The 24775-nt window shown below is 47.4% G+C and carries 21 protein-coding genes; 7 read left to right on the top strand and 14 right to left on the bottom strand.

What is annotated here, in order from left to right:
• Positions 1 to 19: 19 nt before the first annotated feature.
• Together HVZ52_RS05450 and HVZ52_RS05445 are read right to left on the bottom strand one after the other, a co-directional pair.
• Complete coding sequence (locus tag HVZ52_RS05450) at positions 20 to 310, bottom strand: HdeA/HdeB family chaperone (protein WP_249417957.1); 291 nt, start codon at positions 308 to 310, stop codon at positions 20 to 22.
• A 56-nt stretch (positions 311 to 366) separates the two neighbouring features.
• Positions 367 to 963, bottom strand: coding sequence for a DUF308 domain-containing protein (locus tag HVZ52_RS05445; protein ID WP_047358942.1), 597 nt, complete (start codon positions 961 to 963; stop codon positions 367 to 369).
• Between the two features lie 280 nt (positions 964 to 1243).
• Here HVZ52_RS05445 and HVZ52_RS05440 point away from each other — a divergent pair, with 280 nt between their 5' ends.
• Positions 1244 to 1870 (top strand): YfdX family protein, encoded by a 627-nt coding sequence (locus tag HVZ52_RS05440; RefSeq protein ID WP_016154099.1) that lies wholly within the window; start codon positions 1244 to 1246, stop codon positions 1868 to 1870.
• A gap of 74 nt (positions 1871 to 1944) precedes the next feature.
• Here HVZ52_RS05440 and HVZ52_RS05435 read toward each other — a convergent pair whose 3' ends face one another.
• The 3 genes from HVZ52_RS05435 to HVZ52_RS05425 all read right to left on the bottom strand — a co-directional run bounded on the left by HVZ52_RS05435 (position 1945) and on the right by HVZ52_RS05425 (position 7077).
• A complete protein-coding gene (locus HVZ52_RS05435; RefSeq protein WP_181598966.1) occupies positions 1945 to 5187 on the bottom strand; it encodes a transporter substrate-binding domain-containing protein in 3243 nt (1080 codons plus the stop codon).
• Positions 5188 to 5191: 4 nt separating this feature from the next.
• Positions 5192 to 5806: an acid-sensing system DNA-binding response regulator EvgA gene (evgA, locus tag HVZ52_RS05430; RefSeq protein ID WP_016157256.1), complete on the bottom strand. Its 615-nt coding sequence runs from the start codon at positions 5804 to 5806 to the stop codon at positions 5192 to 5194.
• Positions 5807 to 6576: 770 nt separating this feature from the next.
• Entirely contained in the window at positions 6577 to 7077 is a 501-nt protein-coding gene (locus HVZ52_RS05425; RefSeq protein WP_016154103.1) for an anti-virulence regulator CigR family protein, read from the bottom strand.
• A 309-nt stretch (positions 7078 to 7386) separates the two neighbouring features.
• Between HVZ52_RS05425 and melR the strand changes: the two genes are divergently transcribed.
• From melR to galE, 6 genes are all read left to right on the top strand, one after another.
• Positions 7387 to 8325 (top strand): transcriptional regulator MelR, encoded by a 939-nt coding sequence (gene melR / locus HVZ52_RS05420; RefSeq protein WP_016154104.1) that lies wholly within the window; start codon positions 7387 to 7389, stop codon positions 8323 to 8325.
• A 193-nt stretch (positions 8326 to 8518) separates the two neighbouring features.
• Positions 8519 to 9979, top strand: coding sequence for a Na+/H+ antiporter NhaC (nhaC, locus tag HVZ52_RS05415; protein ID WP_181598965.1), 1461 nt, complete (start codon positions 8519 to 8521; stop codon positions 9977 to 9979).
• 124 nt (positions 9980 to 10103) lie between these two features.
• Positions 10104 to 11276 carry a PatB family C-S lyase gene (locus HVZ52_RS05410; protein ID WP_181598964.1) on the top strand — a complete coding sequence of 391 codons (1173 nt, stop codon included), beginning with the start codon at positions 10104 to 10106 and terminating at the stop codon, positions 11274 to 11276.
• A 154-nt stretch (positions 11277 to 11430) separates the two neighbouring features.
• Entirely contained in the window at positions 11431 to 12066 is a 636-nt protein-coding gene (locus tag HVZ52_RS05405) for a carbonic anhydrase (protein WP_016154107.1), read from the top strand.
• A 208-nt stretch (positions 12067 to 12274) separates the two neighbouring features.
• Positions 12275 to 13213 (top strand): hypothetical protein, encoded by a 939-nt coding sequence (locus HVZ52_RS05400; RefSeq protein WP_016154108.1) that lies wholly within the window; start codon positions 12275 to 12277, stop codon positions 13211 to 13213.
• Positions 13214 to 13280: 67 nt separating this feature from the next.
• Positions 13281 to 14297, top strand: coding sequence for a UDP-glucose 4-epimerase GalE (galE, locus tag HVZ52_RS05395; protein ID WP_016154109.1), 1017 nt, complete (start codon positions 13281 to 13283; stop codon positions 14295 to 14297).
• Positions 14298 to 14343: 46 nt separating this feature from the next.
• Here the strand turns inward: galE and HVZ52_RS05390 are convergent, their stop codons facing one another.
• Genes HVZ52_RS05390 through HVZ52_RS05350 form a run of 9 tightly spaced genes read right to left on the bottom strand, consistent with a single transcriptional unit; the run spans position 14344 to position 24775 of the window.
• Positions 14344 to 15735, bottom strand: a complete 1392-nt coding sequence (locus tag HVZ52_RS05390; RefSeq protein WP_181598963.1) for a DUF4832 domain-containing protein — start codon at positions 15733 to 15735, stop codon at positions 14344 to 14346.
• Positions 15736 to 15766: 31 nt separating this feature from the next.
• Positions 15767 to 16174 carry a hypothetical protein gene (locus HVZ52_RS05385; RefSeq protein ID WP_016154111.1) on the bottom strand — a complete coding sequence of 136 codons (408 nt, stop codon included), beginning with the start codon at positions 16172 to 16174 and terminating at the stop codon, positions 15767 to 15769.
• Between the two features lie 2 nt (positions 16175 to 16176).
• Complete coding sequence (locus tag HVZ52_RS05380) at positions 16177 to 17289, bottom strand: glycosyltransferase family 4 protein (protein WP_019077506.1); 1113 nt, start codon at positions 17287 to 17289, stop codon at positions 16177 to 16179.
• Between the two features lies 1 nt (position 17290).
• Positions 17291 to 18502: a glycosyltransferase family 4 protein gene (locus HVZ52_RS05375; RefSeq protein WP_049270980.1), complete on the bottom strand. Its 1212-nt coding sequence runs from the start codon at positions 18500 to 18502 to the stop codon at positions 17291 to 17293.
• A gap of 14 nt (positions 18503 to 18516) precedes the next feature.
• On the bottom strand, positions 18517 to 19506 hold the full coding sequence (locus tag HVZ52_RS05370; RefSeq protein ID WP_016154114.1) for a glycosyltransferase: 990 nt from the start codon (positions 19504 to 19506) through the stop codon (positions 18517 to 18519).
• A gap of 4 nt (positions 19507 to 19510) precedes the next feature.
• Positions 19511 to 20881 (bottom strand): hypothetical protein, encoded by a 1371-nt coding sequence (locus tag HVZ52_RS05365; RefSeq protein WP_016154115.1) that lies wholly within the window; start codon positions 20879 to 20881, stop codon positions 19511 to 19513.
• Positions 20878 to 22089 carry an oligosaccharide flippase family protein gene (locus HVZ52_RS05360; protein WP_181598962.1) on the bottom strand — a complete coding sequence of 404 codons (1212 nt, stop codon included), beginning with the start codon at positions 22087 to 22089 and terminating at the stop codon, positions 20878 to 20880. The genes HVZ52_RS05365 and HVZ52_RS05360 overlap by 4 nt, the downstream gene beginning before the upstream one ends.
• The gene (locus HVZ52_RS05355; protein WP_137367368.1) at positions 22086 to 24215 is read right to left on the bottom strand and encodes a tyrosine-protein kinase domain-containing protein; all 2130 of its coding nucleotides are present in this window, start codon (positions 24213 to 24215) and stop codon (positions 22086 to 22088) included. Before HVZ52_RS05355 ends, HVZ52_RS05360 begins: the two co-directional genes overlap by 4 nt.
• Before the next feature lie 2 nt (positions 24216 to 24217).
• Positions 24218 to 24775, bottom strand: a complete 558-nt coding sequence (locus HVZ52_RS05350) for a polysaccharide biosynthesis/export family protein (RefSeq protein WP_016154118.1) — start codon at positions 24773 to 24775, stop codon at positions 24218 to 24220.

The raw sequence follows: 24775 nt of genomic DNA, 5'->3' as shown, positions 1-24775 counted from the left end.
AGGCTATCAAAACGGGTAATCAATAGTGCAGACCGGAACCCTTCAGATTTACGGCCAGCTCGCCCAATTTAGTATCAGGGTATCGATGACACATTTTAATCATCTTCGGTACAGCGACAGTTTCCACCTCATGTAGGGGAACATAATCATCGCCTTTAAAGTCCGAATTTTTATTAACAATCACAAAGGCAATTGCTGTCATGTATTGCCGACTCATATCAACGAATTCTTTACAGGTCATATCTTGTGGCGCCGCTTCCGTTGCCTGTGTAGCAAAAGCACGGCTCATCGGCGCCATAACAGAGGCCATAAGAATAGCTGTAGAGACAATCAATTTAATATTCACAATGCGCTCCAGAAGTAGCATTAATTTTTATCGGCGAGTTTTTCAGTTTGTACCAACGACGCATTTCTGCGCAGACTGATAAAAGCCAAAGAACTAAAGATCATCTCAACGCCTATAAAGATGGAGGTAAACACATAAGAACGGTCGGGATCCATATTCAGCCATACGGCTGCAATAAGCAGGTCAAAAATACCGATAAAAATATTCCATCCATAGCCCGGACTGCGGAACATTTTGACGCCGGAAGCAACACGAAAAATCCCGCCAAGAATAAACAGGCAGCAAAAAACCATTGCCAATGAATTCATACCTATCACAGGATTTTCGAGGAAACAGTATCCCAGCAGCAACCATGCGATAGCAAAAAAGGCATAGGTAAATTTGGCTTTCAACTGCTTTTTACCCGAGGAAAACAGGCTGTAAATAGAATAGAAGCCACACACCAGGAACATAAAACCTGTTGCATAGCTTAAGTAAACACCTGCAGCGATTGGATAGATTAAGCAGCAAATGCCGCAAACCAACAACAGCACGGCCATGATTGTGGCGTGTCTTTTATAATGAAATAGTGTTTTTTCATTAAATGCTTTCAGGCTACGCTGATTAAAAACAAACATACATCCTCCGTTACATAGAAACGCAATGTAACCTACTAATAAAAGAGTAATATTCACTTAATACATATCACTTACAATGGGATGATAAGACTTTCACTCCGAATTCGTATATAAGAATAAAGGAATGTCATTATCCGTATAATCCTACACGTGTCAGACGTCTGACACCTGTAAGATTAAACGCTCATTATTCTATCCTGGCTCTGATTCCACTCTTCGAAGTTATTTAATATGCTTATTTCGTTTGGTGAGATATACCAAATTTATTCAGGAGAAAGTAATGAAAAAGATTATTCTTGCAGGTCTGCTTGCAACCATGATGGGCTCAGCCCCGGTACTGGCAGCTACCACTACCACGCCGGCACAAACTGCTACCGCCAATGTACAAAAAGAAGCTGCCGATATTATGCAGGTCGCAGTACAAGGTGCAAACGCGATGCGTGATATTCAGCTTGCCCGTCTGGCCCTGTTTCATGGACAGCCTGACAGTGCTAAAAAATTAACCGATGACGCCGCTTCCCTGCTTGCGGGTGACAGCCACGACTGGGCGAAATTTGTAAAAGCTGCGCCTAAAGCCAAGATGATTGACGATCAGTACGTGATTATTAACGCTACGATTGCGCTGTCAGAAGACTATATTGCCACCCCAGCTAAAGAATCTGCTATCAATACAGCGAATGGCAAAATGGCTAAAGGCGACTGGAAAGGTGCTGTGGATACCTTGCAACTGGCGGGTATCAGCGTGCTTCAGACCCAATACCTGATGCCCCTGAATCAGACGCGTAAAGCCGTTGCCAGCGCTCAAAAACTGCTGTCTTCAGGTAAATACTATGAAGCAAACCTTGTGTTAAAGGGTGCTGAAGAAGGCATTGTGATCGATAGCGAGATGCTGGGCGCAGGCCAGTAATACTCAGCACTACGGAGTGTTGAACCAGGACTTTCTCTCCTGATCGGGTTGCTACGGCAACCCGATCAGGGGGGTTAATGGCTAATCAAACTGTTAATCTCAATCTCAATTTCCCGCATGACGGCAACAATCTTCTGTAATGCTTCCTGGCGTACTGCCAGAGGAAGATCGTCATGTCGCATCGATTCAAAAGGTTCGCATAGCGTCTGAAGAGCAGTAATGCCCAGAATTTGCGCCGAACCATGCAACCGGTGAAGGGCTCGCAAAAACAGCTGGGGTTCGTCTTGCTCAACGGCTTTCTCAGCCGCCTGTAAATCGCTAAACGTTGCCTCGCGGAATGTTTCGAGTATCTCGTTCATTAATGCGCGATCGCCGCCAGTATTTTCCGTCAATACATTGAATTTCAGATGCCGGATTGCACAAGGAGACGAATAACCGGTTTCGATTTTGCTTAATTCATGCGTCAGTGTCTGAATCGACACGGGCTTAAACAGACACAAATTCATGCCGTTTTGCAGACACCTGTCACGTGACTGTGGGAGCGCGCTGGCCGTCAGTCCCCATATTTGTAAATGAGGCTGCTGACGACGTAACGAAGCCGCAAGATCAAACCCGTCCTTCTTCGGCATATTCACATCGGTTATCAACAGGTCGTATGATTTTTTAGCCAGTTTGGCTTCGGCTTCCTCACCATCACACGCTTCATCCACGCTGTAACCAATGGCGTTCAACTGTCGCTTAAGCAGCAGGCGATTGGTCGGGTTGTCATCTGCTATCAAAATAGACAGACACGGCAGCGGCAACAGCGCCCCCGGCGTGTTGCTATCCGGTACAATTGACTGGCGGGCAGTCTCAACCGGCAGCGTTATGGTAAACGTGGTTCCTTGCGCCGGGACGCTCATCAACTCCAGCGTACCGCCCATCAGCGTCACCAGCTCTTTGCAGATAAATAATCCCAGACCAGACCCCGTTTGTTGACGCCCACAGCGCCCCTGAGCGTAGCGACGAAACAGCCCGGCCTGCTCCTCTTCGCTAATCCCGCAACCGGTATCGCTAATGGCGATGGTCAGGGTACCGTGATTCTCCCCGTCAGGTGTTAAACGGGCTGTCACATGAATGCTACCCTGCTCGGTAAACTTGAGCGCATTGCCCACCAGGTTGGTGAGAATTTGCCGCAAAGCTTGTTGATCGACAAACACCCGCTCGTTTGCCGGCAACTGGCTTACGCAAGCAAGCGTAACGCCTTTCTGTCTGGCTAAGGCATCAAAAGAGTGACACTGCAATTCAATGAGCTGCGAGAGATCCGTCCATTGAGGAACAACCTGATATTTACCAGACTCAATCTTATCAACGTCCAGAATCTTACCGATCAGCCCAAGCAGTGACTGGGCTGTCGCTGCGGTAAGAGCAATCGCCTCTTTTCGTTGTGCCGGGCTGAGTTCTGAGCTCGACAGTAATTCCAGAAAGCCCACAATCGAGCTGACAGGGGTACGTAATTCATGGCTCATGCTCGCAAGAAAGCGACTTTTGGCCTTGGTTGCTTCAATCGCTTTATTTTTTTCGGTTTCCAGTTCTTGAGATAATGCCTCTTTGAGATGAAGCTGCTCTTCCAACTGCCGCTGTGATTGTTTTCTTTTATTCACCTCACGGGAGAGTGAGATCCCCCAGATCAGGCTAATTGCTATCAGCAACAGCGCAAACACCACCAGTTGATAGAACTGTTTGCTATACCGACTCCAGAGATCGACCTGCGTATTAGAAATTTTCGACCACTTCTCCGTCATCTGCAAAATCTCACGCGGCGGTATCGCCTGCAGCGCTTTATCCATTACTGACTTCAACATGGGCTCGTGGGGAGAAACCGCAAAGCTCACCGACGCGCCAGGCATATCTGGTAGCCTAAAAAAGTGCATGTTTTTCTGGTAGTCATGATCGACCATGAACCTTGCCGACAATTCGGTAGCAATTGCCGCGTCAACCTTGCCATCCCTGAGCATAGTCATCGCGACGCTGCCAGTATCAGCATCCACCCAGGTGGCCTGCGGGTAGCGTTGTTTCAGGTCACTTTCCAAAACATGTCCGGCGGGCAACGCAATACGGATCGGTGTATTCAGTAACGAATCGGCCGTTTCATCGCGGGAAGTGATAATCACAAATGCCACATTCATCAGCGGATCGCTAAAGGTCGAATTGTGCTGATTTTGATTTGTCAGGGTGATAGTGGGATACATATCCCATCGTTCGCCGCTTATTTGTTTGGTCTGTTCACTTTTGGTGTTGGCCAAAACCGGCTCAAAATCAATCTCCGTTTGCAGATGAATAATATTCAGCAAATCGCCAAGAATTCCACGTAACTCACCGCTGCGATCGACAAGCGTGTAAGGCGGATAATCTGGATTGATAAGAATGCGAATAGTATGTTTCTTCTTCAGCCACGCTTTTTCCTGATCGGTAAAAGGAATAGGCGCATTCAGAAAAGCAAGGTTACCGCGGTTCAGCCAGTTCTGCATGACCTGCATATGAATTTCATTACTGATTGACGTAATGAAACCATCAAGAATATTTCTTAATACTGGCTGGTCGTCCTTCACCACAAAATAATTATATTGCTCTTGTTTATCAAAGTAGTGCGTAATAACCAGTGATTGCGAAAAATATCGGGAGACACAATGACTGCTGGTGATATTGTTCCCAATATAATATTGGTTATCACCGTTCACTACCGATGCCATGGCCTGATACTCGTCGTCGTAAAATGAGACTTTAGCTTCAGGAAAAGCATCCTGGATAACATCAAGAAAAGGACAATCTCGCACACACGCGACGCTAACCGGATGCTCCGAGGTCAGCGGCAGCATAGTGTTTTTTAGCGAGGTCACAAGCGTCGGCCACGTCGTCAGTAATGCCGAAGTGCGCAATAAATGGCCGCCGACATCTTGTCGCCGGGACAGCTGAGTTATCAATGTATCTACATCGTTACTGGCAAGTGCGGTCAGCGCTTCATGCTCATTATCATACTGCTTTATAACAATTTTTATATTGAGATTCTTTTGCATTAGCGCAAGATAATCCGCGTTGACGCCCCGATAATATTCACCGCTATTTTGATAAACAATGGGGGAGACTTCCGGTAACCAGGTGCCAACAACCAAGGTTTTTTTATGCGCTAACCAGTTTGTTTCTTCCCTGTTCAGGCCGATATGTTGTACTGAGGTATTATAGTTACTTTTTAGCTCAACTTGCCGGGCTGAGCTTACACCCGTAGAAAACCCGATGGTAAATATGACCATCAAAAAAATAAACAAGCGTTCCAGCATTACTCTATCCTATTTTATTTCTTTGCGCATAATCATAAATTTCCATTAATGACGAGCAATCTAATTTCTCCATCAAACGGCTTTTATAGGTGCTTACCGTTTTATTACTGATGTTCATTTTGCTGGCAATAGTGCTGTAATCCATACCGTTAAGAATATAACGCAACACTCTCATTTCCTGGGTCGACAACGTATCAAGCTTATCCTGTTCACTGACAGATGAGCCAGTAAAATGCTCAAGGGAAAAGGGAAAATAGCTATACCCATTTTTTGCAGCTTCGATTGCTGCAAGAATATTATTCATACCCTCTTTTTTACTCACAAATCCATTGGCACCATATTCGGCGCTACGTTTGCCGTAAAAAAATTCATTTTTGGCTGAAATGATAATGATTACACCAGCATAGTGCCGCTTTCGCAGTTGCTCCAGCACTTCGATGCCGCTGATGCCCGGAATATCCACATCAATAATCAGTAGCTCCGGCTTAGTTTTCTCAACGGTTTGGACCACATGCTCTCCGCTGTCGAGCTCGGTGGTTACGGTAATACCATTAGTATCGAGTAAGTTGCGGATGGCTATGCGAGCTAATGGGTGATCATCAACGATTATCGCGTTCATTGCGTATAAGAATCCCGATAAATAAAGAGAGGCGATGGCTATCGAGCAGGTGAGCCTTAAGCATTATAATTTATAAAAATAAGGCGTTATCAGGTAAATCCTAACACATTCACACGTATATTTATTAGTTTTTTATAAAAACGAAGAATAAGGTATAAATGCAACACTGCATTTTACAAATTTTAAACCTTGAGCCTATCTAAATATCAAACCATTAACACAACCAAAAGGAATATTCCTACATGTGTAGGATAAATCTCTCATTTATTATGATTCATTCTTAATGGCCGGGGTCATATAACCAGGGGGAGTTTTCATCACAACGGCAAAGGTGTATATGCAGAATAGCTATCTAAGAATCATTTTTATGCCAGGTCAAATCTGGAGAAAAAGATAATAAACCTGCTGATTTGATAGTAAAACGCCCTGTGGCTCAGGAATCAGGCTTTACTGGGCAACGCCCCAATAGCATGGGAGCTTTTCACGGTCAGCGTAACGACGGCAGAACATAACAGCGCGGCAATCATAAAGATAGATGAGTCCGGTAGAGTACCGGACTCTGACAGAGTAACAATGAAATTACAGTGTCCAGTTATAGGGGTTCAGTGCACGGTGAGCCTCTCTTGCACGTTCACGGGTATCTGAGCCTCAGAGAATTGATATCGCTGAGGTGAACGGAACCCTGAGCCGGAATCACATGTTCTCCATACATGCTTAACTGAACGGTATTGCGCGTAGCGCGGGCTTGTGGTGGTTAAGTACAGGGATACTTAATCAAACACACCATTGATAACCGCGGTGACAATTGCCGTGCTCAGTGCAATCAACACCAGATTGTCGCCAACAACCTGCCATTCATAACCCGGGTAATACGGCAGTTGATTCAGCATCGAGGATGGGACACTTTTCTTAGCGATCCCCGGAGGAAGTGGTTTTCCTCGCGCCAGATTTTTGGCGATGCCCGGAGGCAGTGACTTATATCCCGTCAAACCATATCTGACGGCATATTGCCTGGCCACGTTATAGCTAATATCACTATCAACATGGTCCGGCTTGCCATAATTTTTACGCTGTTCCGATTGCGAGTTGTTTTTTGGGCCTGGGTTTCCTTTCTGGCTATGACTGCTATTACCCTTATTCCCACTATTACCATGGTTGCCGCTATTACCATTTCCGTTGCCATTACCGGGGTTAGCCGAAACGGGGATAGCGCACATCGACATCGCGGCAACGGCAACTAAAGCCGTTGCTAAAGTACGGAGCCTGGACATGATGATTCCTTAAGATATGGATACATACAAAATGTATGGTATTGCGTGAATATTGGCTATCGCTATGAATCCGATTTATTGGCAGAAAAACGCTGTCGCTTTGCAAAGTGAGCAGCTTTGATTGACCGTTTTTAAAATCAAAACCCGCCATTCCCGTTAACTCAGATTGGCAAGCGACAGGCACAGGATCTGAGTTTTTGGGAATAACTTCGCGAAAATGGAGAGAAAACGGCGTTTTTTTTCGGTTAAGCTATGTTCATGCTTTGGCGCTACCCATGGTCAGATTCACTATTCAGGAACCCACCCATAATGGCAAAAAGTACCCCGCAGCTGCCGCTCGACCCACATATGTGTCGCAGCTATGAAAAAAAGTCGCGAAGTCCGCTGGCGCTCTACTCAGAGTATCAGCGGATGGACGTCGAGCTGCGGGCTCCGCTGGCCATGACCTACAGCCACTGGCACGGTCAGGTTGAAGTGAATGTGCCGTTTGATGGCGATGTGGAGTACCTTTTCAATGACGAAGTGGTGAAAAGCAAACAGGGCTTTATCACGCTGTTCTGGGCCTGCACACCCCATCAGTTGACGGATGCCGGGCACTGTAAACAGATGGCCATCTTCAACTTACCGATGCATCTTTTTTTGTCCTGGCCGCTGGACAGGGAACTGATTAACCACGTGACGCATGGGATGGTGATTACGTCGCTTGCCTCGCAGCAGCTGAGCGCTTTTGAAGTGCAGCGTTGGCAGAGTGAACTCAACAGCGACAATGAGCAAATTCGTCAATTAGCCATTGATGAGATTGCCCTGATGCTCAAGCGATTTAGCCTCGCTGGCTGGCGGCCTGTGCTGGGTAACAAAACATCGCGCACCCAGAAAAACAGTATTTCACGGCATTCACAGTTTTACGTCAGCCAGATGCTGGAGTTTATTGCCGCAAACTGCGACAAACAGCTTACGGTCGATGCTATTGCCGAACACGTTAAGCTCAACCCAAATTATGCGATGGGCATTTTTCATCGCGTGATGCAACTAACCATGAAACAGTATATTACCGCAATGCGCATCAACCATGTGCGGGCTTTGCTCAGCGATACGGATAAAACAATTCTGGATATCGCTACAATTGCAGGTTTCCGATCCAGCAGCCGTTTTTATAGCTCATTTCATAAATACGTCGGCATGCCGCCGCAGCAGTATCGCAAACTGAGCCAACAGCGCCGAAATCATTCACCTTATGCCGAGGGGTAATTTATTCGTCAAACTCACTCTTACCTTACAACCAAAATATAAACATCAGAATAGCAGGTCAAAATAGATAATCTGCAGCAGTTAATAAAATAGGGTTCAGCCATGAACTCTGGCAACTATGTTACCCAGTTATGGGTGACCTGTAGCAGGTATTTATTTGACGTGTTCAACCATTAACGATTGGGATGGAATTATGGAATTAAATAGCTGCACCGCCAACAACAGAAAGCCATTGTCTTTCTTTTGGTCAGTTTTACCCATGATAGTCATGCTGGGTGGAATTAGCATCGGATATTTTATCTTCAATATTCGAGCTGAACCCATGATCCTCATGGGAACCGCAACCGCCTCGTTTATCGCCATCGCTCACGGCTACACGTGGGATGACATTCTACAATCTATTTGCAATAAAATATCTGAAGCGCTTCCTGTCATATTAATCGTCGCCAGTATCGGTTTCTTAATTGGCGCATGGATGGTGTCAGGCACTATTCCAATGATGATTTATTATGGTCTGAAGTGGATTAACCCGCAGTATTTCTATATTTCAGCATTTATGCTGGGAGCGCTGATCTCAGTCTGTACCGGCACCTCCTGGGGGTCCATCGGAACCGTCGGGATCGCCATGATTGGCGTAGCGATTGGTCTGAATGTTTCGCTGCCCATTGCTGCTGGCGCTATTGTCTCCGGCTGCTGGTTTGGTGATAAGCTTTCTCCGGTTTCTGACTCAACCAACATAGCGGCGCTGGCTGCCGGTGTAAACCTGTACTCGCATATCGGCCATCTGCTGTGGACCACCGGCCCGGGATTTATTATTTGCTGCGTCGTATACAGCTATATGGGCATGGGCATTGATGCCTCATCCAGCGCGCCTGCCAATATCACCAACTTGATGAACGCTATCGGCCAGATTTATCACTTTAACATTCTGCTACTGTTGCCACCGATCATCGTTTTGTATGGCTCACTGTCAAAAAGACCGCCAATCCCGATGCTCTTTTTATCCACAATAGTCTCGATGATTCTGGCATTAGCCTTTCAGCAATTTACCGCATCATCGGTTGGCGAATCCGTGGTTAGCGGTTTTAAGCTCGCGATGCTCACCGGAGATAACCTGCCAACACTGTCATCAGATGTTTCGCGCTTACTGGAACGAGGCGGCGCCATTTCAATGTTTAGCAGCTTCGTCACCGTCTTCAGCGCCTTCAGCTTTGCCGGCGCAATGAGTGCGACAGGCTCTTTACACACCGTGATAAACGCGCTCACGAAAGGCGTTAAATCCACATTCCGCCTGGTGGCCACCACGATTGTGACGACGTTCACCATCTGTGCCTGTACGGCAAATGGAACCTTGCCACTGCTGCTGTGCGGCGATGCCTTTAAAGAAGAATATAAAAAACGAGGGCTTGCGACAAAGAACCTCTCGCGTACTACCGAAGATGCCGGAACCGTTGTCGAACCGATTATCCCCTGGTCTGCCTCAGGCGTTTATTGCGCCACGATGCTGGGCGTGGCGACGCTTGATTATTTGCCATGGGCAATCCTCTGCTACAGCGGCATCATCTTTGCCCTGCTGTGGGCGGCCACCGGTATTGGTATTGCTAAATATGAACCAAATGAAGCTACAGAGCATATGGTTGAGCAAAAATCATAGGCTAATAAATAGCTAAATATTGGCTACCACCAGGGTAAATTTAATATATCAATTAGATATACAGAAATATTCTTCACTGTTGCGTTGCTTAAACTATTTTTCAGAGACTGTCCAGGAGTCAGCAATGTCTTTGTTTGATGATATTGTCATAAGGGATGTTAATTGCCGTAAATACGGTCAATTACAACAGATGTACGGCACCACCGATGTATTACCGCTGTGGATTGCAGATATGGATTTTGTGACGCCAGAGCCAATCATGAGCACACTGCGTTCAGTGGTATCGCAGCCAGTACAAGGCTACAACCTGGATTATCCGCAATGGAAAGAGTCCGTTATTCATTGGTATGCGCAACATTATGATGTCGACATAAAGCCACACTGGTTGCATTTTATTCCCGGCGTCATAAAAACTATCGTGCTCTCTCTGATGGTGTTTACCCGACCAGGTGAGAATATTTTAACCTGTACGCCAATATATGACCCCTACCCTAATCTGGTAAAAACCAGCGGCAGGAATTTGATTCAAACGCGCCTCATTGAGAAAGATGGTCATTACGAATTTGACTGGCATGATTTCAGCGAAAAACTCAAGCAGTGCAAAATATTTCTTTTCCCTTCGCCGCATAATCCGGGCGGTATGGTGTGGTCGCGGGAAACGCTGGAAAAAGTAAGTCACTATTGTCAGCAAGCTGGCGTCATTATTCTCTCTGATGAAGTGCATAGTGATTTAACCCTGCCAGGCAAGCGCCATCTGCCGTTTTTTACTTTAGACGAAGCGACAGGGAGCCAGTCAATCGTGCTGACCTCAATCAGTAAAACCTTCAACACGGCGGCGATCCAGGGCGGAATTGCCATTATTAAAAATGATGAATTACGCCATCAGTTCTATGGTTTCCTGGATAACTGCTACCTTGCCGAGACACATTCATTACAGCAGGCGGCCATTTACAGCGCCTTTACCCATTGTGGCGACTGGCACCAGAAATTATTAGCCTACCTGGCCGACAATGTGGCGTTTGTTAAAAGTGAAATTGAAAAGCACTGTCCCTTAATCTCCATTGTGTATGGCGGCGCATCGTATCTTCTGTTTCTGAACGCGGAAAAAATGAATCTTAGCGATGAACAGCTAAGCGCATTTTTTGTGAAGGAAGCAAAACTGGGTCTGTCACCAGGCGCGCAATATGGCCCCGGCGGAGAGGGTCACATGAGACTCAACGTTGGGTGCCCGCGCTCGGTACTGGTAGAAGCGATGAACCGACTGAAAGCGGCGTACCAAAAACGACAGAACGCGTAGCGCGCATCACACTCTTTGCCCCGCCACGGTGGGGCAAAACTATACAAAGATGTTGCAGAACTGCTATAAAGTTTTTCCGTTCTGTCGGCTGGTGTTAAACTGGAAAGTGTGATCTTCATCATAACCTGCTTAAACAGAGAAAAGAGACACTGCTATGCAACATATCATTGAGGGCTTCCTCAACTTCCAAAAAGAGATTTTCCCTCAACGTAAGGAACTCTTTCGCAGCCTGGCATCCAGCCAGAATCCCAAAGCGCTTTTCATCTCCTGTTCCGATAGCCGCCTGGTGCCAGAACTCGTTACTCAGCAAGAGCCCGGACAGCTTTTCGTTATCCGCAACGCCGGTAATATCGTTCCGTCTTTTGGACCGGAACCCGGTGGCGTATCTGCTACGATTGAATACGCGGTTGTCGCACTTGGCGTGACGGATATCGTCATCTGCGGACACTCCAACTGCGGCGCGATGAAAGCCATTGCTGATAGCCAGCCTCTGGATCCGATGCCCGCTGTGGCTCACTGGTTGCACTATGCCGATGCCGCGAAAGCCGTGGTTGAGAAGAAAACCTGGGATAACCCAATCGATAAAGTTAACGCCATGGTGGAAGAAAACGTTATCGCACAGCTCAACAATATTAAAACGCATCCTTGCGTCGCGGTTGGGCTGCGAAATAATGCGCTTCGTCTGCACGGCTGGGTATATGACATCGAAAGCGGTGAAATCCGTACCCTGGATAAAAACAGCAAAACCTACGTCTCCCTTGCTGATAACCCGCAGGTGCATTTCGAGTAAATCGTCCACTGGAGCAAGGATGCTCTGGAGAGCTTTTACCTACTTTTGTGCTATAGACAAAAAACATGCTTGCGACTAGTTTTAAAATAGCCACTGGTGTTCTCACATCAGTTTTCGCACATTCATACAACGTTGCGACAGGTCTCATGAACTGAGCCGCAAATAGCTGTTCATACATGATGCAGGCGATAAAAAGGAGCGAGTACGAATGCAAGCAAAAATAAAAAGAATAATAAATATGTTATTCTATCATGAGTCGTGGGATATCATGATTATTAAGGATCATGGTACACACTTATTCCCGAATAATACACTGGATATATTAAGTAAATCCGCTGCACAGCAGTTAAAAAAGAAATATACGTTTCAGGCCGATCCTTTTCTTATTGAAAAAGATGATAAACTGTTTGTTTTTTATGAAGCTTTTAGCTTCCGCAACTCGAAAGGCACGCTCCGATGCCGTATTCTTGATCGTGAACTGGTTGAAATTGATGACGTGAAACTTGAAGGTTTTGACGACCTGATGTGTCATTTGTCATTTCCTTTCCTGATTAATATTAACGATCAGCTCTTCATGATTCCTGAATCATCAGAAAGAAAAGAAGTGATACTGTTTCAGTCAGTAGAGTTTCCTACACGCTGGAAGAAAATTAAAGTTCTAATCTCTGACACCGAAGTGACAGATAACATTTTTCTTTCAATGAATGAGACCTGCTATCTTATGTCGACCACCATGGATAATAAAATAATTATTCATTCGGCCGAGCATCTCCACGGACAGTGGCAGAGAATTACTCCTGCATTGAAGGTGAGCAATCATCATCATCGGGGAGCGGGTGCGCCTTATCTTGTCGATAACAAAATGTATTTCTTAACCCAGGAATGCACACCTGAAACATATGGAAAATCTATCTACATCAAAGAATTAGTCACACTGAATGACGCTAATTTTGATGAGAATCTGATCGAACAAATCAATTCGTCGATCAACCACAGTGACGGCGTTCACACGCTAAATTTCTCAAGTAACTATATTGCCTATGATACAAAAATAAATAAGTTCAGTCTGTTGGCAATCTTTAAAAAAATATCCTATAAGTGTATGATAAAATATAGAAACGTATACCTTTCCCGGCAAAATAACTGATCCACTGGATCCTTGGGTGGTATTGGTGGAAAATCGCTCGGGTTTTTAGCATTTTTCTGGAGTCTGTATGGCTATTCTTGTCACTGGTGGTGCAGGTTATATTGGTTCACATACTGTTTTAACGCTACTGGAAAGAGGAGATGATGTCGTTGTCATCGATAATCTGGCAAACGCCAGCCGAATCTCGCTGGACAGGGTCGCGGAACTCACAGGAAGGGAACCCATTGTCTATATCGCTGATGTTCTCGACAGGCAGGCATTAAAAAACATTTTCGCCAACCATAACATCACTGATGTCATTCATTTTGCGGGCCTCAAATCGGTTTCCGAGTCGATAAAAGAACCCCTTGCTTACTACGAAAACAACGTCACTGGAACGCTGGTTTTACTGGATGAGATGCTGGCCGCAGGCGTTAATCGATTCATTTTTAGCTCATCTGCTACGGTATACGGTAATCCGGAAAGCGTGCCGCTGAGCGAGCAATCGCGTACGGGGGGAACCACCAATCCGTACGGTACCTCTAAATTAATGGTCGAACAGATTCTGGCCGATTTCTCCCGCGCGCAGCCCGATTTCCGCATTACCTGCCTGCGCTATTTCAACCCGGTAGGCGCCCATCCATCGGGTCGAATTGGTGAGGATCCCAACGGTATCCCCAATAACCTGGTGCCGTACATCTCCCAGGTTGCGATTGGTAAGCTGAAAACCGTGTCGGTGTACGGTAATGACTATCCAACCCCCGACGGCACCGGCGTTCGTGATTATATCCACGTCATGGATTTGGCGACCGGCCATTTAGCCGCGCTGGATAGCCAGAACAAAGGCGCTGCCTACAAGGTGATTAATCTCGGTACCGGGGTCGGTTATTCTGTGATTAATCTGATTGAGGCGTTTGAAAAAGCGGCGCAGAAAAAAATAAGCTATCAGTTTGTCGACAGAAGGCCCGGCGACATTGCCGAATGTTGGTCTGACCCGTCACTGGCATACAAAGAGTTGGGCTGGAAGGCCATCTACAACCTTGATGAAATGATGCGTGACACCTGGAACTGGCAAAAAAACAACCCGAATGGTTATAACATCTGATGTACCCGGCAACGAGCCTGAGCCTCAGGCTCGTTGCCGTGACGGGCTAGTGTGCCGTTATCGTTGATACGCGATACCAGCCGCTGCTCTGCTTTCCTTCGTTGGCAAAGTTAATTCTTGCCACCCCGGATTTATCCAGCATCGAAACCTCAATGGCGTATTGCCCTTTCGCCAGTCGGCCCGGCATGGGCAATGCGTAGCTAACCTGATAAACGCCCGGGAGCCAACGTCGTATATCATCCGCCGTATTCCCCTGCGCCACCACCTTATTGGCGCTATCCACCACACGAAATGCCAGCGTGTAGGGCAGATAAATCGGTGCGATACCTTCGTTATACCAGGTACTGTTCAACCTTAGCGTTTGACCGCCGTCCCACACGGACTCATGGCTCAAAGACGCTAAGCGAAACCGATAGCCCAGTTTGGTCAGCGCATCATCAACAATCGGTCGATAATCGCTAGGTATCGCTCTCGATTTCAGGTTGATCGTGCTGGCGTGCTGCTTGACCGCCCAGTCAAAAATGCCCTGCACTTCGGCACGCGTATAGTGGAAGGTGTTCTTCCAGTCCTGCATATATGAACAGATTTCCAGACTGACCGGCGCACGTTTCCAGGCATCGTTAAACCCCGAATAGCTCTGCTGTGCTGCCAGTAATCGCTGCGGGTAATCATCGGCCATATGGCTCCAGGAGTCCGAAAATACGCGCAGGTCACCCCAGCAATCCGCCCGCCATCCAGCCCCTCGCGCCACCGCATTCGCCAGGCTTTGCCCACCGCTCATCAACATTATTTTCGGCGTCGAAGGGAAGGCAGAAAAGTGCATTGCGACGTAGCGGTCTAACTGCGCGGTGGTGTACTGCTCCAACAGTGGTTTCAGATCAGGGAAATTGCTGTTATGCCATTCACCCCAGGCCCCCACCATGCCGATATCCACAAAAGCGAGATTCGCATTACCGTCGTAGCGTTTTCCGAATGCGTTCAGCAGACGCTGGCTGTACTCAATAAACAGCGGGTCGCTTAAATCCGGAATAAATGTTTTATTATCGGGCGTCCAACTGCCTTTCACGCCTTTTTTAATCAGCCAATCGGGAATTTTGGTGCCATCCCCCGGATCGGCAAGCACCATAAAGCGCAGCCCGACATTCATCGCGGGACGATGCGCTGCCGCGTATTTGAAGGCATCATCCACCAGCGCAAAATTATACTGACCTTCAACAGGCTCCAGCTCTCGCCAGTAAAATCGCTCGTATTCAAATCCGGTATTGGGATAATCCGCCAGACCCAGCGTTTCACCGTACCCCTGATGAAAACTTGCCACGCCAATCCCCGGATTGGTTAGCGGGCCCGTTAATGCTTTGGGGGTTACGGTCGTTAATGCGGACATAACCGCCAACGGAAAGGACATCAACAACAGCGCAGAAACCCATTTACACTTCATCGCAGTGACGCCCTCCACAGGTTTGTTTACGCTAGCGGTTTTTCAGACTTAACCACCAGTCCCATATACCCACATGAAAATTTTGGAACACATCAATACCTAATGCTGATTTGATCATATACAGCGTCAGCAATACGCAGCAGGTAACGAACAACACGGCTATCAGCAGCAAAAAAGTGAGCAATATTCTCGACAGGGTCGATTCCTGACGATGCTGCCGACGCAAATCTCTGCCAAACAAAAAAACCAGATAATAGCGTTTACTGAAAAAGGGAAAGCTTCGGCGAATATCGATCTGATGCCGCGAAGTCAGAGTCGAGGCCAGGATCGCTTTTTCCACCCCTTCTTTTTGTTCAGGAGTCAACCCTTGCGCAATCGGCTCGTCAAGGTGAGCATAAAATCGTTCGATGACGGGAGGACGATTTTGAGGACTGGTCAAAATTAACCTATATCTTTATCAATTGAGTGATAGACGTTAATCGTCTTTTTGGCAATTTCATGCCAGTTATAGTTTTGCAAATATACACGATAGTCCACGCTATTGGTTGCCGCCCACTCGGTTAATTTTTCGGCCAGGCTTGTCACATCCCCCACCTTAAAATAGGCCTCGGACGGCAGTTGAACTTCGAGGTTAGCCGGAATATCACTGACGACGGCAGGAAGAGAAAATGACATCGCTTCCAGCAGCGCAATGGGCAATCCTTCATGGTATGAAGGCATCACAAACAGCTGGGCCTGCGAAAACACCGCCTGAAGCTCATCACCACGCAAGAACCCCGTCATCACAACGCCAGGCGTGTCCGCGGCAAGCTTTTTGAGGCGAATGCTGTATTCGGTCGGATGATCCGCATCGCCAATTAACACTAACGGCATAGTTAAACCGCTGCGCTGATAGGCGGCGATGGCATCATGCATCCCTTTTTCTTCCACAAATCGCCCAACCACCACGAGGTAGTTTTTCGGCTGCAGCCCAAAGCGGGAGAGCGTATTGTCGATGGTCAGCGCAGATAACGACCGCGGCTCGTTGACGCCATTGTGAATTAAATGCGCATCATAGCGAGCGTGTTTTTTCTGGATCAGTTGATTAATAACCTCAGAAATCACAATCACTTCGTTGGCATATCTCACTGCCCAACGCTCACCCAGCAGCAATATTTTTTTAGCAATGAATCCCCATTTTTGACGATCGTAATCAGGTCCATGGTGGGTGAAAACCACCTTCTTCCCTAACATGCGTAATAATGGGATCACAAGCCCAGGCCCGATAGCATGGACATGCACAATATCCGAATGGTCGATACTTGTCCTAAATGCCGCTAAAACGGAATGGACAATCGCTTCCAGCGAGCGCTTTTTGGGTGCCCACAGCGCGTAGGTTTCAACTTTCTTATATAACGATCGTTTGTAATTTACATACGGCGAGCGTGCAATCACGCAAATATCAACGTCCAACTGCTGCTTAATGGCAGGATATAGATTCTGACAGTGTGTCTCCACCCCACCCAATACATCGGGAATACCACGCGTACCAAAAACCGTTATTTTTTTACTCATACTATGGCCTGCTCAGCAGTTCTTTATAGAGCGCCAGTAGAGTATCCATATGTTTACTCAGCGCATATTTTTCACTCAATCGCGCACGACCCTGTAAGCCCATGACCCGCGCCTTCTCTGGCGAGTCGGCCAGTGCATCCAGCGCATTTGCTAACTCTTGCACATTGCCAGGTTCGAATAAAATCCCTTCGATACCATCACGAATTTGTTCCGGGATGCCGCCGATGCGCGATCCGATCACCGGCTTGCCTAAGGACATCGCCTCTAATATCGCCATAGAACAGTTTTCATAGCATTCTGAAGGAAGGATCACTGCCCGCGCATGCTTAATAAGGTTATCGAGAGCTTCCCCTTGTTGCACATAACCTAAAAACTCAACGTCCGGGTATTGGGCGACTAATTCATCGTGCAGTGGACCGTGCCCTACAATTTTCAGCGGCGCTTTGTTCTGCATTTTCTCATGCGCCGCCAATAACGTTGCCACGCCCTTTTCACGGCTCAGGCGACCGAAGTACAGCATATAGCCCGCATCGCTTACCTCACCCAGAGGACGGCTGTCATCAACGCCATTGACGATGACATCAATGCGCGAATTCGGCAGCGTACGCAACAATACGCCACGTAAAAAGACGCTCGGCGAAACGATCACATCCAGCGCCTGGTAATTTTGCGCAATATATTGCCAGGTCGCCTCTAAAGAGAGCAGGAGGCTTTTTGAAGCAGAGCCTTCCTGGCAACGATACCTGAAGGCATTGAAAACCGTCCCGGTAATACAGGAATCACACACTTTACCGTCGCGCAGCATGGAATAGGCAGGACAGACGATTTTATAGTCATGCGCGGTCAGCACCGTTTTGCAGCCAAAATTGCGGGCCACTTTAATCAACGCTGGCGTTAACTGATGGTAAATGTTATGGAAGTGGACGATATCCGGACGCTCTTTTTGTAGTAGCGCCAGCATCTTTTTGCAGGCTTGCGAATTATGAATAAAGTTAACCGCCGTTTTGAGCCCGCCCAGCAGATTGCTCTCCTGGTGGTAGTCCACATTGCTGACGAAATAATCCGCATAGTCCGAAGGGAAATTGTTCTCATGCTGCATCGAGAAATCAATAACCTGCACTCCGGCCTGTTTCAGCATCTCGCGCTCTTGAAAATAAACGGTTTCCGCGCCGCCTTTAATGAAAAAAAACTTATTCACTAATAAAACTTTCATTGCGCCAGCCTTAGTTATTCATGAATGATTTTACTGTCAGGCGGAGTCAACGGATCGCGTACTGGTTTAGTCAACCCTTTAACAAGTCCCGCAGAAAGCACGGCCAGGTTCATTACGCTCTGCAATCCGTTCAATAACGATCGATTCTGCACGGTTTTCAAGATAATAAAGGCTAGCAAGGGTAGAAATGCAATATCGAAAAGTTCGAGATTGAAGGTCACCGCCGCAATAAACAAGGCAATCAGATACACAGAAAAAATCGCCTCGTTCTTAACCATTTTTAACGCTTTGCCGAAATAAGGTTTTCCCCACGCACAACGTAAAAGCTCGCCCGGTGCCTGATAGTATCCACTTTTCCAGCGGTGCTTCAGCATCTGAAAGGTCGGCATGGTATGCGAAGTATGAATAAAATACGGAATATTCAGACGGCGTAGTTTATAACCCGCATCGAGCAAACGCAGGCCAAGTTCAGCTTCTTCATAAGCGTGCAAATTACGGTTGGTGAGATAACCAATTTTCTCAATCGCAGAGCGGCGATATAACCCACCACCGCCTAAATGGTCGCTATCTCCAAGCGGATAGATTTTACTAATACGCTGCTTACGCGATTTAAATTCATAGTTAACGGCATCGTCCATTTCAACGGTTCCCGCGACACCTGCATATTCCGGCTCAGCCTGCAAAAAAGCGACAGCCTGATCCACAAAGCCCTCTTCCAGCTCCATGTCGCCGTCCATCAGCAACAGATATTCCCCTTCACTATACAGATAACCTAACTGATGCCCGACGCCGCAGCAGCGATCGCCTGGGTCAGTTAAAGAGACCACGGTCACCCCTTTATCGATCGCAAGCTGTTGGGTGTTATCCGTTGACAGGCTATCTGCCACTATAATTTTATGTGGATAATCAACAAGCTGCCTGCGGATACTGTCTATCGTTTTCTCAATACATTCAGATTCATTGAGTGTTTTAATACTCACTGAAATAAACGGTTTTTGGTCCATACAATTACCCTACACAGCGAAGGACGGTTCGACGAATCACTAAACTTGATCCTAGTGATAAATAGAACAGGAATTGTAACATCGGTGTAATCATCAGTATCTGGCTGTAAGGTAAGCTAATTAAGCAACTGATAGCAAAAGCGTTAAACGCCGGTGCAAAGCTCAGCAACTGAAGATCCTGCTGGTCCAGTTGTTCAAGCGTCAGTAATGGCTTTGGCTGACAAACTTTCAGGATATAAATGAATAAGCTAATAAAAAGTAACGTGCCGATCACCCCGACTTCCCACAGCAGCATACTCAGGGAAGTCGAGTCGAGAATTAAGTTATAAATGATATTCAAAAAGCCCGGCGACACCGTACTCCCGCTGTTTGTGGCGTTGAGCCCATAACCAAATAACGTTCCTGAAAGCCCCCACAGATCGTTATTTTTCAACCAGAACAGGAACGTCGTAAAGCGCCCTAACTCCCCCGTAGACATGATGTAGTTCGGGTCAAAAATATAGCTTAAGGAGTCGATGAAAATGCTTAACGAACTTTTCGACGGATCGCCGCCAAACGCGGAAGAATAATAGTACGCGAGGATCACTATCGACAGGCTAATAAGCAGCAGCATGCCCGCCACAATAACCAACAGCGTTTTCAGATTAACCTTACTGACGTCTTTGACGTAGCTCGGTGAGATCCACACCCACGCGAGGAACAGAGGTGACAGCAGAATAACGAACTTCACTTCACCAATAATACATAGCCCGATCCCAAGAACAATGTGCAACGCCATGGACTTGAACGTGGTCAATCCGTGCTTATACTCAGAGACTTTTAACAACATAATCAACAGGCAAAACAGGCCCATCGCAGCAGTGTTACCGCCCCCCATGGGGTCACCGCCAAACGTACCAACCACGGAGTCCCATTTCTCATCTTCGCCACGCACCGCAACGCGCTGGGGAACGACCAGTAAAACCTGATAAATCATTACCGGGATTTGCGCGTAAAACACCCAGTACAGATAGCGCGTTGCACGGTAAATCTGCGACTCCCGGCAAAATCCCAGCAGCAAACAGATCATCACCAGTGACAATGCGATTTCATTTTTAAATGCCACAATCGCGACGGTGATCCCGCCCTGAATCAGCGTCGATGTTCCGGCCAGTATCAGGAACGAAAAATACAACGCCAGGACAATCGTCTCCTGCGCATCCAGCTGCAGCGAGCCATCACGCGTCTGCATCACCAATAATCCCACCATCAACAGGGTCAGGAAAAAGGGGATCCACAGCACCGACTGCATGCCGGTAAAGTATTGCACCAGGCCACACAGGATCAGCGTGACAAAGCTAAAAACCTGTAAATAGTATCCGGTATTCAGCGTCATAGTATCACCGGCTTATCTTTCAGAAGATTGGCTCGCTTATTCATTTTCAGATAAATGAAGGCGTAGCGAATAAATGTCAGTGAAGAAAACAGGATAACCGACGTGGCATAATCTTTATGAAAATAGGGAATGACGACAAATGCGAATAACACAATCGCCAGCTGTTCCAGTTGGATACGCAGAAAATAGCGGTGGGAACCAAAAATAAGCTCAATCACCGTCAGAGGGCTTATCGCCAGCGCCGGGAATAAATAGGGCAACATGTAGCGCGACGTTTCAATGGAGTTAATCCAGTCTTCGCTAAAGCCCAGACGCATCACTATTGGATAGAAAATAAACACCCCGAGAGTACAGATAACCCCCAGAACCAACAGTAGCATCCGCACCCTGGTATATTCCTGATAATTAAAGGTGTTATTTCTGAAGTCGATAGACCACTTGGAAAAAATAGTATTGCGCACTGCGTTGCCGATGATCACCACCGGCGCCAGGCAAAAGCGGCTAACCACGGAAAAATAACCTGCCGTCAGCGCCGAGAACCAAAAGTTAATCAACATAATCGGCAAATTACTGCTGGCCATCGCCAGCACTTCCGCACTACCGACTTTGGTAATGTGATGGATATTTTGTTTGAAAAAATGCCAGTTACTGGCAGGTCGCAAATGTCTGGCCGCCACAGAGCGAATATCAAACGAATGCAAAATACAGCTTATGGTCAGCACCATCGTCGCGCAGGCCCATGACCAATAAAACAGTTGCACCTGATGCGTAACCAGAACCGAAAGTAATACCACCACAGAGACAGAGATGCGCTGGAAAATCAGAAAACGAAAATTGGCCGTGCGCAGCGACAGGTTTTCCGAGATTAAAACCCACGCCGTCGCCAGCGTCAGCAAATAGAGGAACAGGATGTTCTGGTGAAACAGCCACGCTGACAGTACGGCGTACGGTAAGGCAATGATCGTGCTTTGGATCAGGCAAAATACGACGTTCTGTACCAGTTCGTCGTCGTGCTGTTTTGGAATTAAAAGCTGCGATGCAAAGGTACACACCTGCGCGCCCACCACGGCGATGCTGTAATTGAGCGCGTAAAGCCCCACCTCAGCCATATCATACTTGTGCGAAATCAACCAGATAGACAGCGCACCAATCAACTGCGAGATGACTGATGAACCAGCTATCGTGGAAGCGCTCTTCAGTAGACTCATACCCGGCCTGGCGTCGTCATCAGTTGATCGGTACTGAAGTTAAGTGAACGCAGACCCTCCTGGGTTTCAAGATCTTTTTCTTCAACCGCATTGAGTACCGCGCCAATCACCACGCCGTTATTTTCCTCAATCTTATCCAGTGCGCTGGCGATGTGTACCGCCGACCCCACCCCGGCTTTCACAATGAAAACAACCCCATCGACGGCACGTTTGATCAGTTGAACATCCTGACTCTGATTCACAGCAGCAACATCAATAATGATGCGCTGATAATGCGATTTCAGTTCGCGCATTAAGGGTTCAACGTGCTCCGACGACAACATCAGTAAAGAAGAGATGGTGCTCTTGCCGTGCGCAATAAAGTCGAGATTATCACTGAGCGTGATCCGCGCCTGTTCCAGCTGAGTCTCTCCGCGCAGCAGCTCAGCCAGGCCTGCGGATGTGGCTGATGCCAGTTCAGAAGAAAGCCCGCCCGTATTAAAGAAATCTGCATCAATAAGCAGCGTTTTCTGGTCAAAACTAAAGGAGTTCGCTAACAGATTCGCCAACAAAGAACGCCCATCACCGTGTTCCGTCGATGCCACGGCGAGCGTCTGTAATGGACGATTATCCAGCATAATCCGGGTACGGATACCGTGCACAATATCGGCATTCAGCGGGTTCTTCAGGATCATGTCCCGCACTTGCGCACGCCCTGAGGTTCCACTAAAACGACGGATTTCGCCCAGCGGGGTAACGTTGAGGCGCTTTTTCATGCGACTCAGGCTAGCGATTGAGTTATCCATCGCCGCTTTGACAATGAAATACATGATGCTGAACACAACCACCAGCATGACCACCATCACCAACAGCAGTGATTTATTCGGCTTCGCCGGTTTTAATGCAGGAACTGCGGGATCGTATAACACCGCATCGGCATTCACGCCGGACAGCGACAACTCCTGAGTACGCTGATAGAGCGATTTATACAGGTCTTCCATTTTATCTAACGACAGTTTTTGGCCGTTCCAGGCATCCCGTTTTGACGCCATTTTCTGGAAGATCTCTTTCTGCTGTTCCACCTGTTGCTGATAGTTCTTTTCATCCGCCAGCGCCGCCAGATATTGCTGACGTAAGCCGACTTTCAGCTCACCCAACACCCGTCCGGTTTGGCTTTGGATCGACTGAACATCGGCCTCTGCTTTTAAAATGGCGGGGTTTTTTGGCCCATAAACTTTGCGCAGTTCAGACAACGTACGCTGCGCCTGAATCAACGCAATGCGCAGATCCTGAATCTGAGCGTGGTTAGAGACCGAAGGCAGCGAGATAACGCTCTCGGCGGACTTCCCAGCTCCATTCACTTCGTTATAAACGGATTCAGCGGCAACACGACGTTGGGTCGCGTCGGCCAGACGATTGGTCACGATACTTAACTGCTCGGTTTCAAAACCATCTATACCGCGAAAGGTCAACAGCCCGGCATTTTTCAGATAGCTTTCCATCTCTTCTTTTTGCTTCGCTATCGACTTCTGAATCTCTTCCATTTTTTCATAATTCAGTTCGCGGGCTTTCTCTACTTTCTGACGCTTTTGCTCCAGCGTATAGTTGATGAAAGCCTGCGCGACGCCGTTGGCGATATCAGCCGCAACCTGGGGCGAAGTCGATTCATAGGTAATAGAGGCGAGGTTCGTTGTCCGAATACCGATGACATTCAGGTTTTTCGACAACGTTTTCAGCGCCAGCTCCATTCTCAGTTGCCGACTTTCACTGCTATCAGCGCCCTGAGCATCGGCTTTTTCCCCGGTAAATGCCGGGTTTTCATCCAGCTTCATATCGCGAACGGCTTGCTCGAGCACAATTCGTGAATGCATCAACGCATATTGCGTTTCGTAGTAACCACTGCGCGTTGAATCGAAACCATCAACCTGTGGGAACGGAGAAACGTTATCGGCCTGCGCCTTAATCAGCACCGTCGCCGTTGATACATACTTTGAGGACATCATGCTGATTAACGGATAAGCCACGACCCCGGCAACGATACCGGCCAGCGCGATTTTCCAGGCGTTCTTTTTCAGCGCTTTGGCAAAGCGGGAGAATTCAACAGTGCTTTCTCGTTTTTTGCCGTTTTCCACTATTGATAGTTTCATCGTCAGAAGAACCCCATGCCAATAATCACGACATCCCCAGGATGAACAGAGTGCGTTAAATCAACATTCTCAAGCAGCTGATTGCTACCTGACAGGCGAATGTTGATATCTTGACGGTCAGCACGATCTGTAAATCCCCCCGCCTGCGCAATAGATTTCTCGACGGTAAGTCCTGGCTCATAAGCGAATCCATTCGGACTTTTCACCTCGCCAGAAACATAGTATTTACGGAACTCGGCAATACTCACCGTCACCATCGGAGTAGTAAAATAATCTCCAGTCAGGCGTTGAGTTAATTCGTTAGTCACCTGCTCAACAGTTTTATCTTTTAATATAAGAGCACCAACAAACGGGAAATTAATCTCCCCACTCTTATCCAAAATAAACCGCATCGTCATATCGGGTTGACCATGAACAGCGATATTGACAGTATCCCCTGCCCCAAGTCGGTAATCCTGCTGAACAGTAGCAGGATCGTCCATTAATCTCGGGCTGGACGTTGTGCATCCGACCATCAGGATACTGAATAGCAAAACCGCGCACAGTTCTATTATTTTCAT

It is taken from the genome of Citrobacter sp. RHB36-C18, from assembly GCF_013814485.1.
Taxonomy (GTDB): domain Bacteria; phylum Pseudomonadota; class Gammaproteobacteria; order Enterobacterales; family Enterobacteriaceae; genus Citrobacter; species Citrobacter braakii.
This window is presented reverse-complemented; position numbering and strand designations above follow the sequence as displayed.

Coding starts and splice junctions, on each gene's coding strand:
- HVZ52_RS05375 (WP_049270980.1), bottom strand. CDS start 18,502: ATGAAAGTTTTATTAGTGAATAAGTTTTTTTTCATTAAAGGCGGCGCG.
- HVZ52_RS05350 (WP_016154118.1), bottom strand. CDS start 24,775: ATGAAAATAATAGAACTGTGCGCGGTTTTGCTATTCAGTATCCTGATG.
- HVZ52_RS05400 (WP_016154108.1), top strand. CDS start 12,275: ATGCAAGCAAAAATAAAAAGAATAATAAATATGTTATTCTATCATGAG.
- HVZ52_RS05390 (WP_181598963.1), bottom strand. CDS start 15,735: ATGAAGTGTAAATGGGTTTCTGCGCTGTTGTTGATGTCCTTTCCGTTG.
- HVZ52_RS05410 (WP_181598964.1), top strand. CDS start 10,104: ATGTCTTTGTTTGATGATATTGTCATAAGGGATGTTAATTGCCGTAAA.
- HVZ52_RS05365 (WP_016154115.1), bottom strand. CDS start 20,881: ATGACGCTGAATACCGGATACTATTTACAGGTTTTTAGCTTTGTCACG.
- HVZ52_RS05425 (WP_016154103.1), bottom strand. CDS start 7,077: ATGTCCAGGCTCCGTACTTTAGCAACGGCTTTAGTTGCCGTTGCCGCG.
- melR (WP_016154104.1), top strand. CDS start 7,387: ATGGCAAAAAGTACCCCGCAGCTGCCGCTCGACCCACATATGTGTCGC.
- HVZ52_RS05355 (WP_137367368.1), bottom strand. CDS start 24,215: ATGAAACTATCAATAGTGGAAAACGGCAAAAAACGAGAAAGCACTGTT.
- evgA (WP_016157256.1), bottom strand. CDS start 5,806: ATGAACGCGATAATCGTTGATGATCACCCATTAGCTCGCATAGCCATC.
- HVZ52_RS05370 (WP_016154114.1), bottom strand. CDS start 19,506: ATGGACCAAAAACCGTTTATTTCAGTGAGTATTAAAACACTCAATGAA.
- nhaC (WP_181598965.1), top strand. CDS start 8,519: ATGGAATTAAATAGCTGCACCGCCAACAACAGAAAGCCATTGTCTTTC.
- galE (WP_016154109.1), top strand. CDS start 13,281: ATGGCTATTCTTGTCACTGGTGGTGCAGGTTATATTGGTTCACATACT.
- HVZ52_RS05360 (WP_181598962.1), bottom strand. CDS start 22,089: ATGAGTCTACTGAAGAGCGCTTCCACGATAGCTGGTTCATCAGTCATC.
- HVZ52_RS05380 (WP_019077506.1), bottom strand. CDS start 17,289: ATGAGTAAAAAAATAACGGTTTTTGGTACGCGTGGTATTCCCGATGTA.
- HVZ52_RS05440 (WP_016154099.1), top strand. CDS start 1,244: ATGAAAAAGATTATTCTTGCAGGTCTGCTTGCAACCATGATGGGCTCA.
- HVZ52_RS05435 (WP_181598966.1), bottom strand. CDS start 5,187: ATGCTGGAACGCTTGTTTATTTTTTTGATGGTCATATTTACCATCGGG.
- HVZ52_RS05405 (WP_016154107.1), top strand. CDS start 11,431: ATGCAACATATCATTGAGGGCTTCCTCAACTTCCAAAAAGAGATTTTC.
- HVZ52_RS05445 (WP_047358942.1), bottom strand. CDS start 963: ATGTTTGTTTTTAATCAGCGTAGCCTGAAAGCATTTAATGAAAAAACA.
- HVZ52_RS05450 (WP_249417957.1), bottom strand. CDS start 310: ATGGCCTCTGTTATGGCGCCGATGAGCCGTGCTTTTGCTACACAGGCA.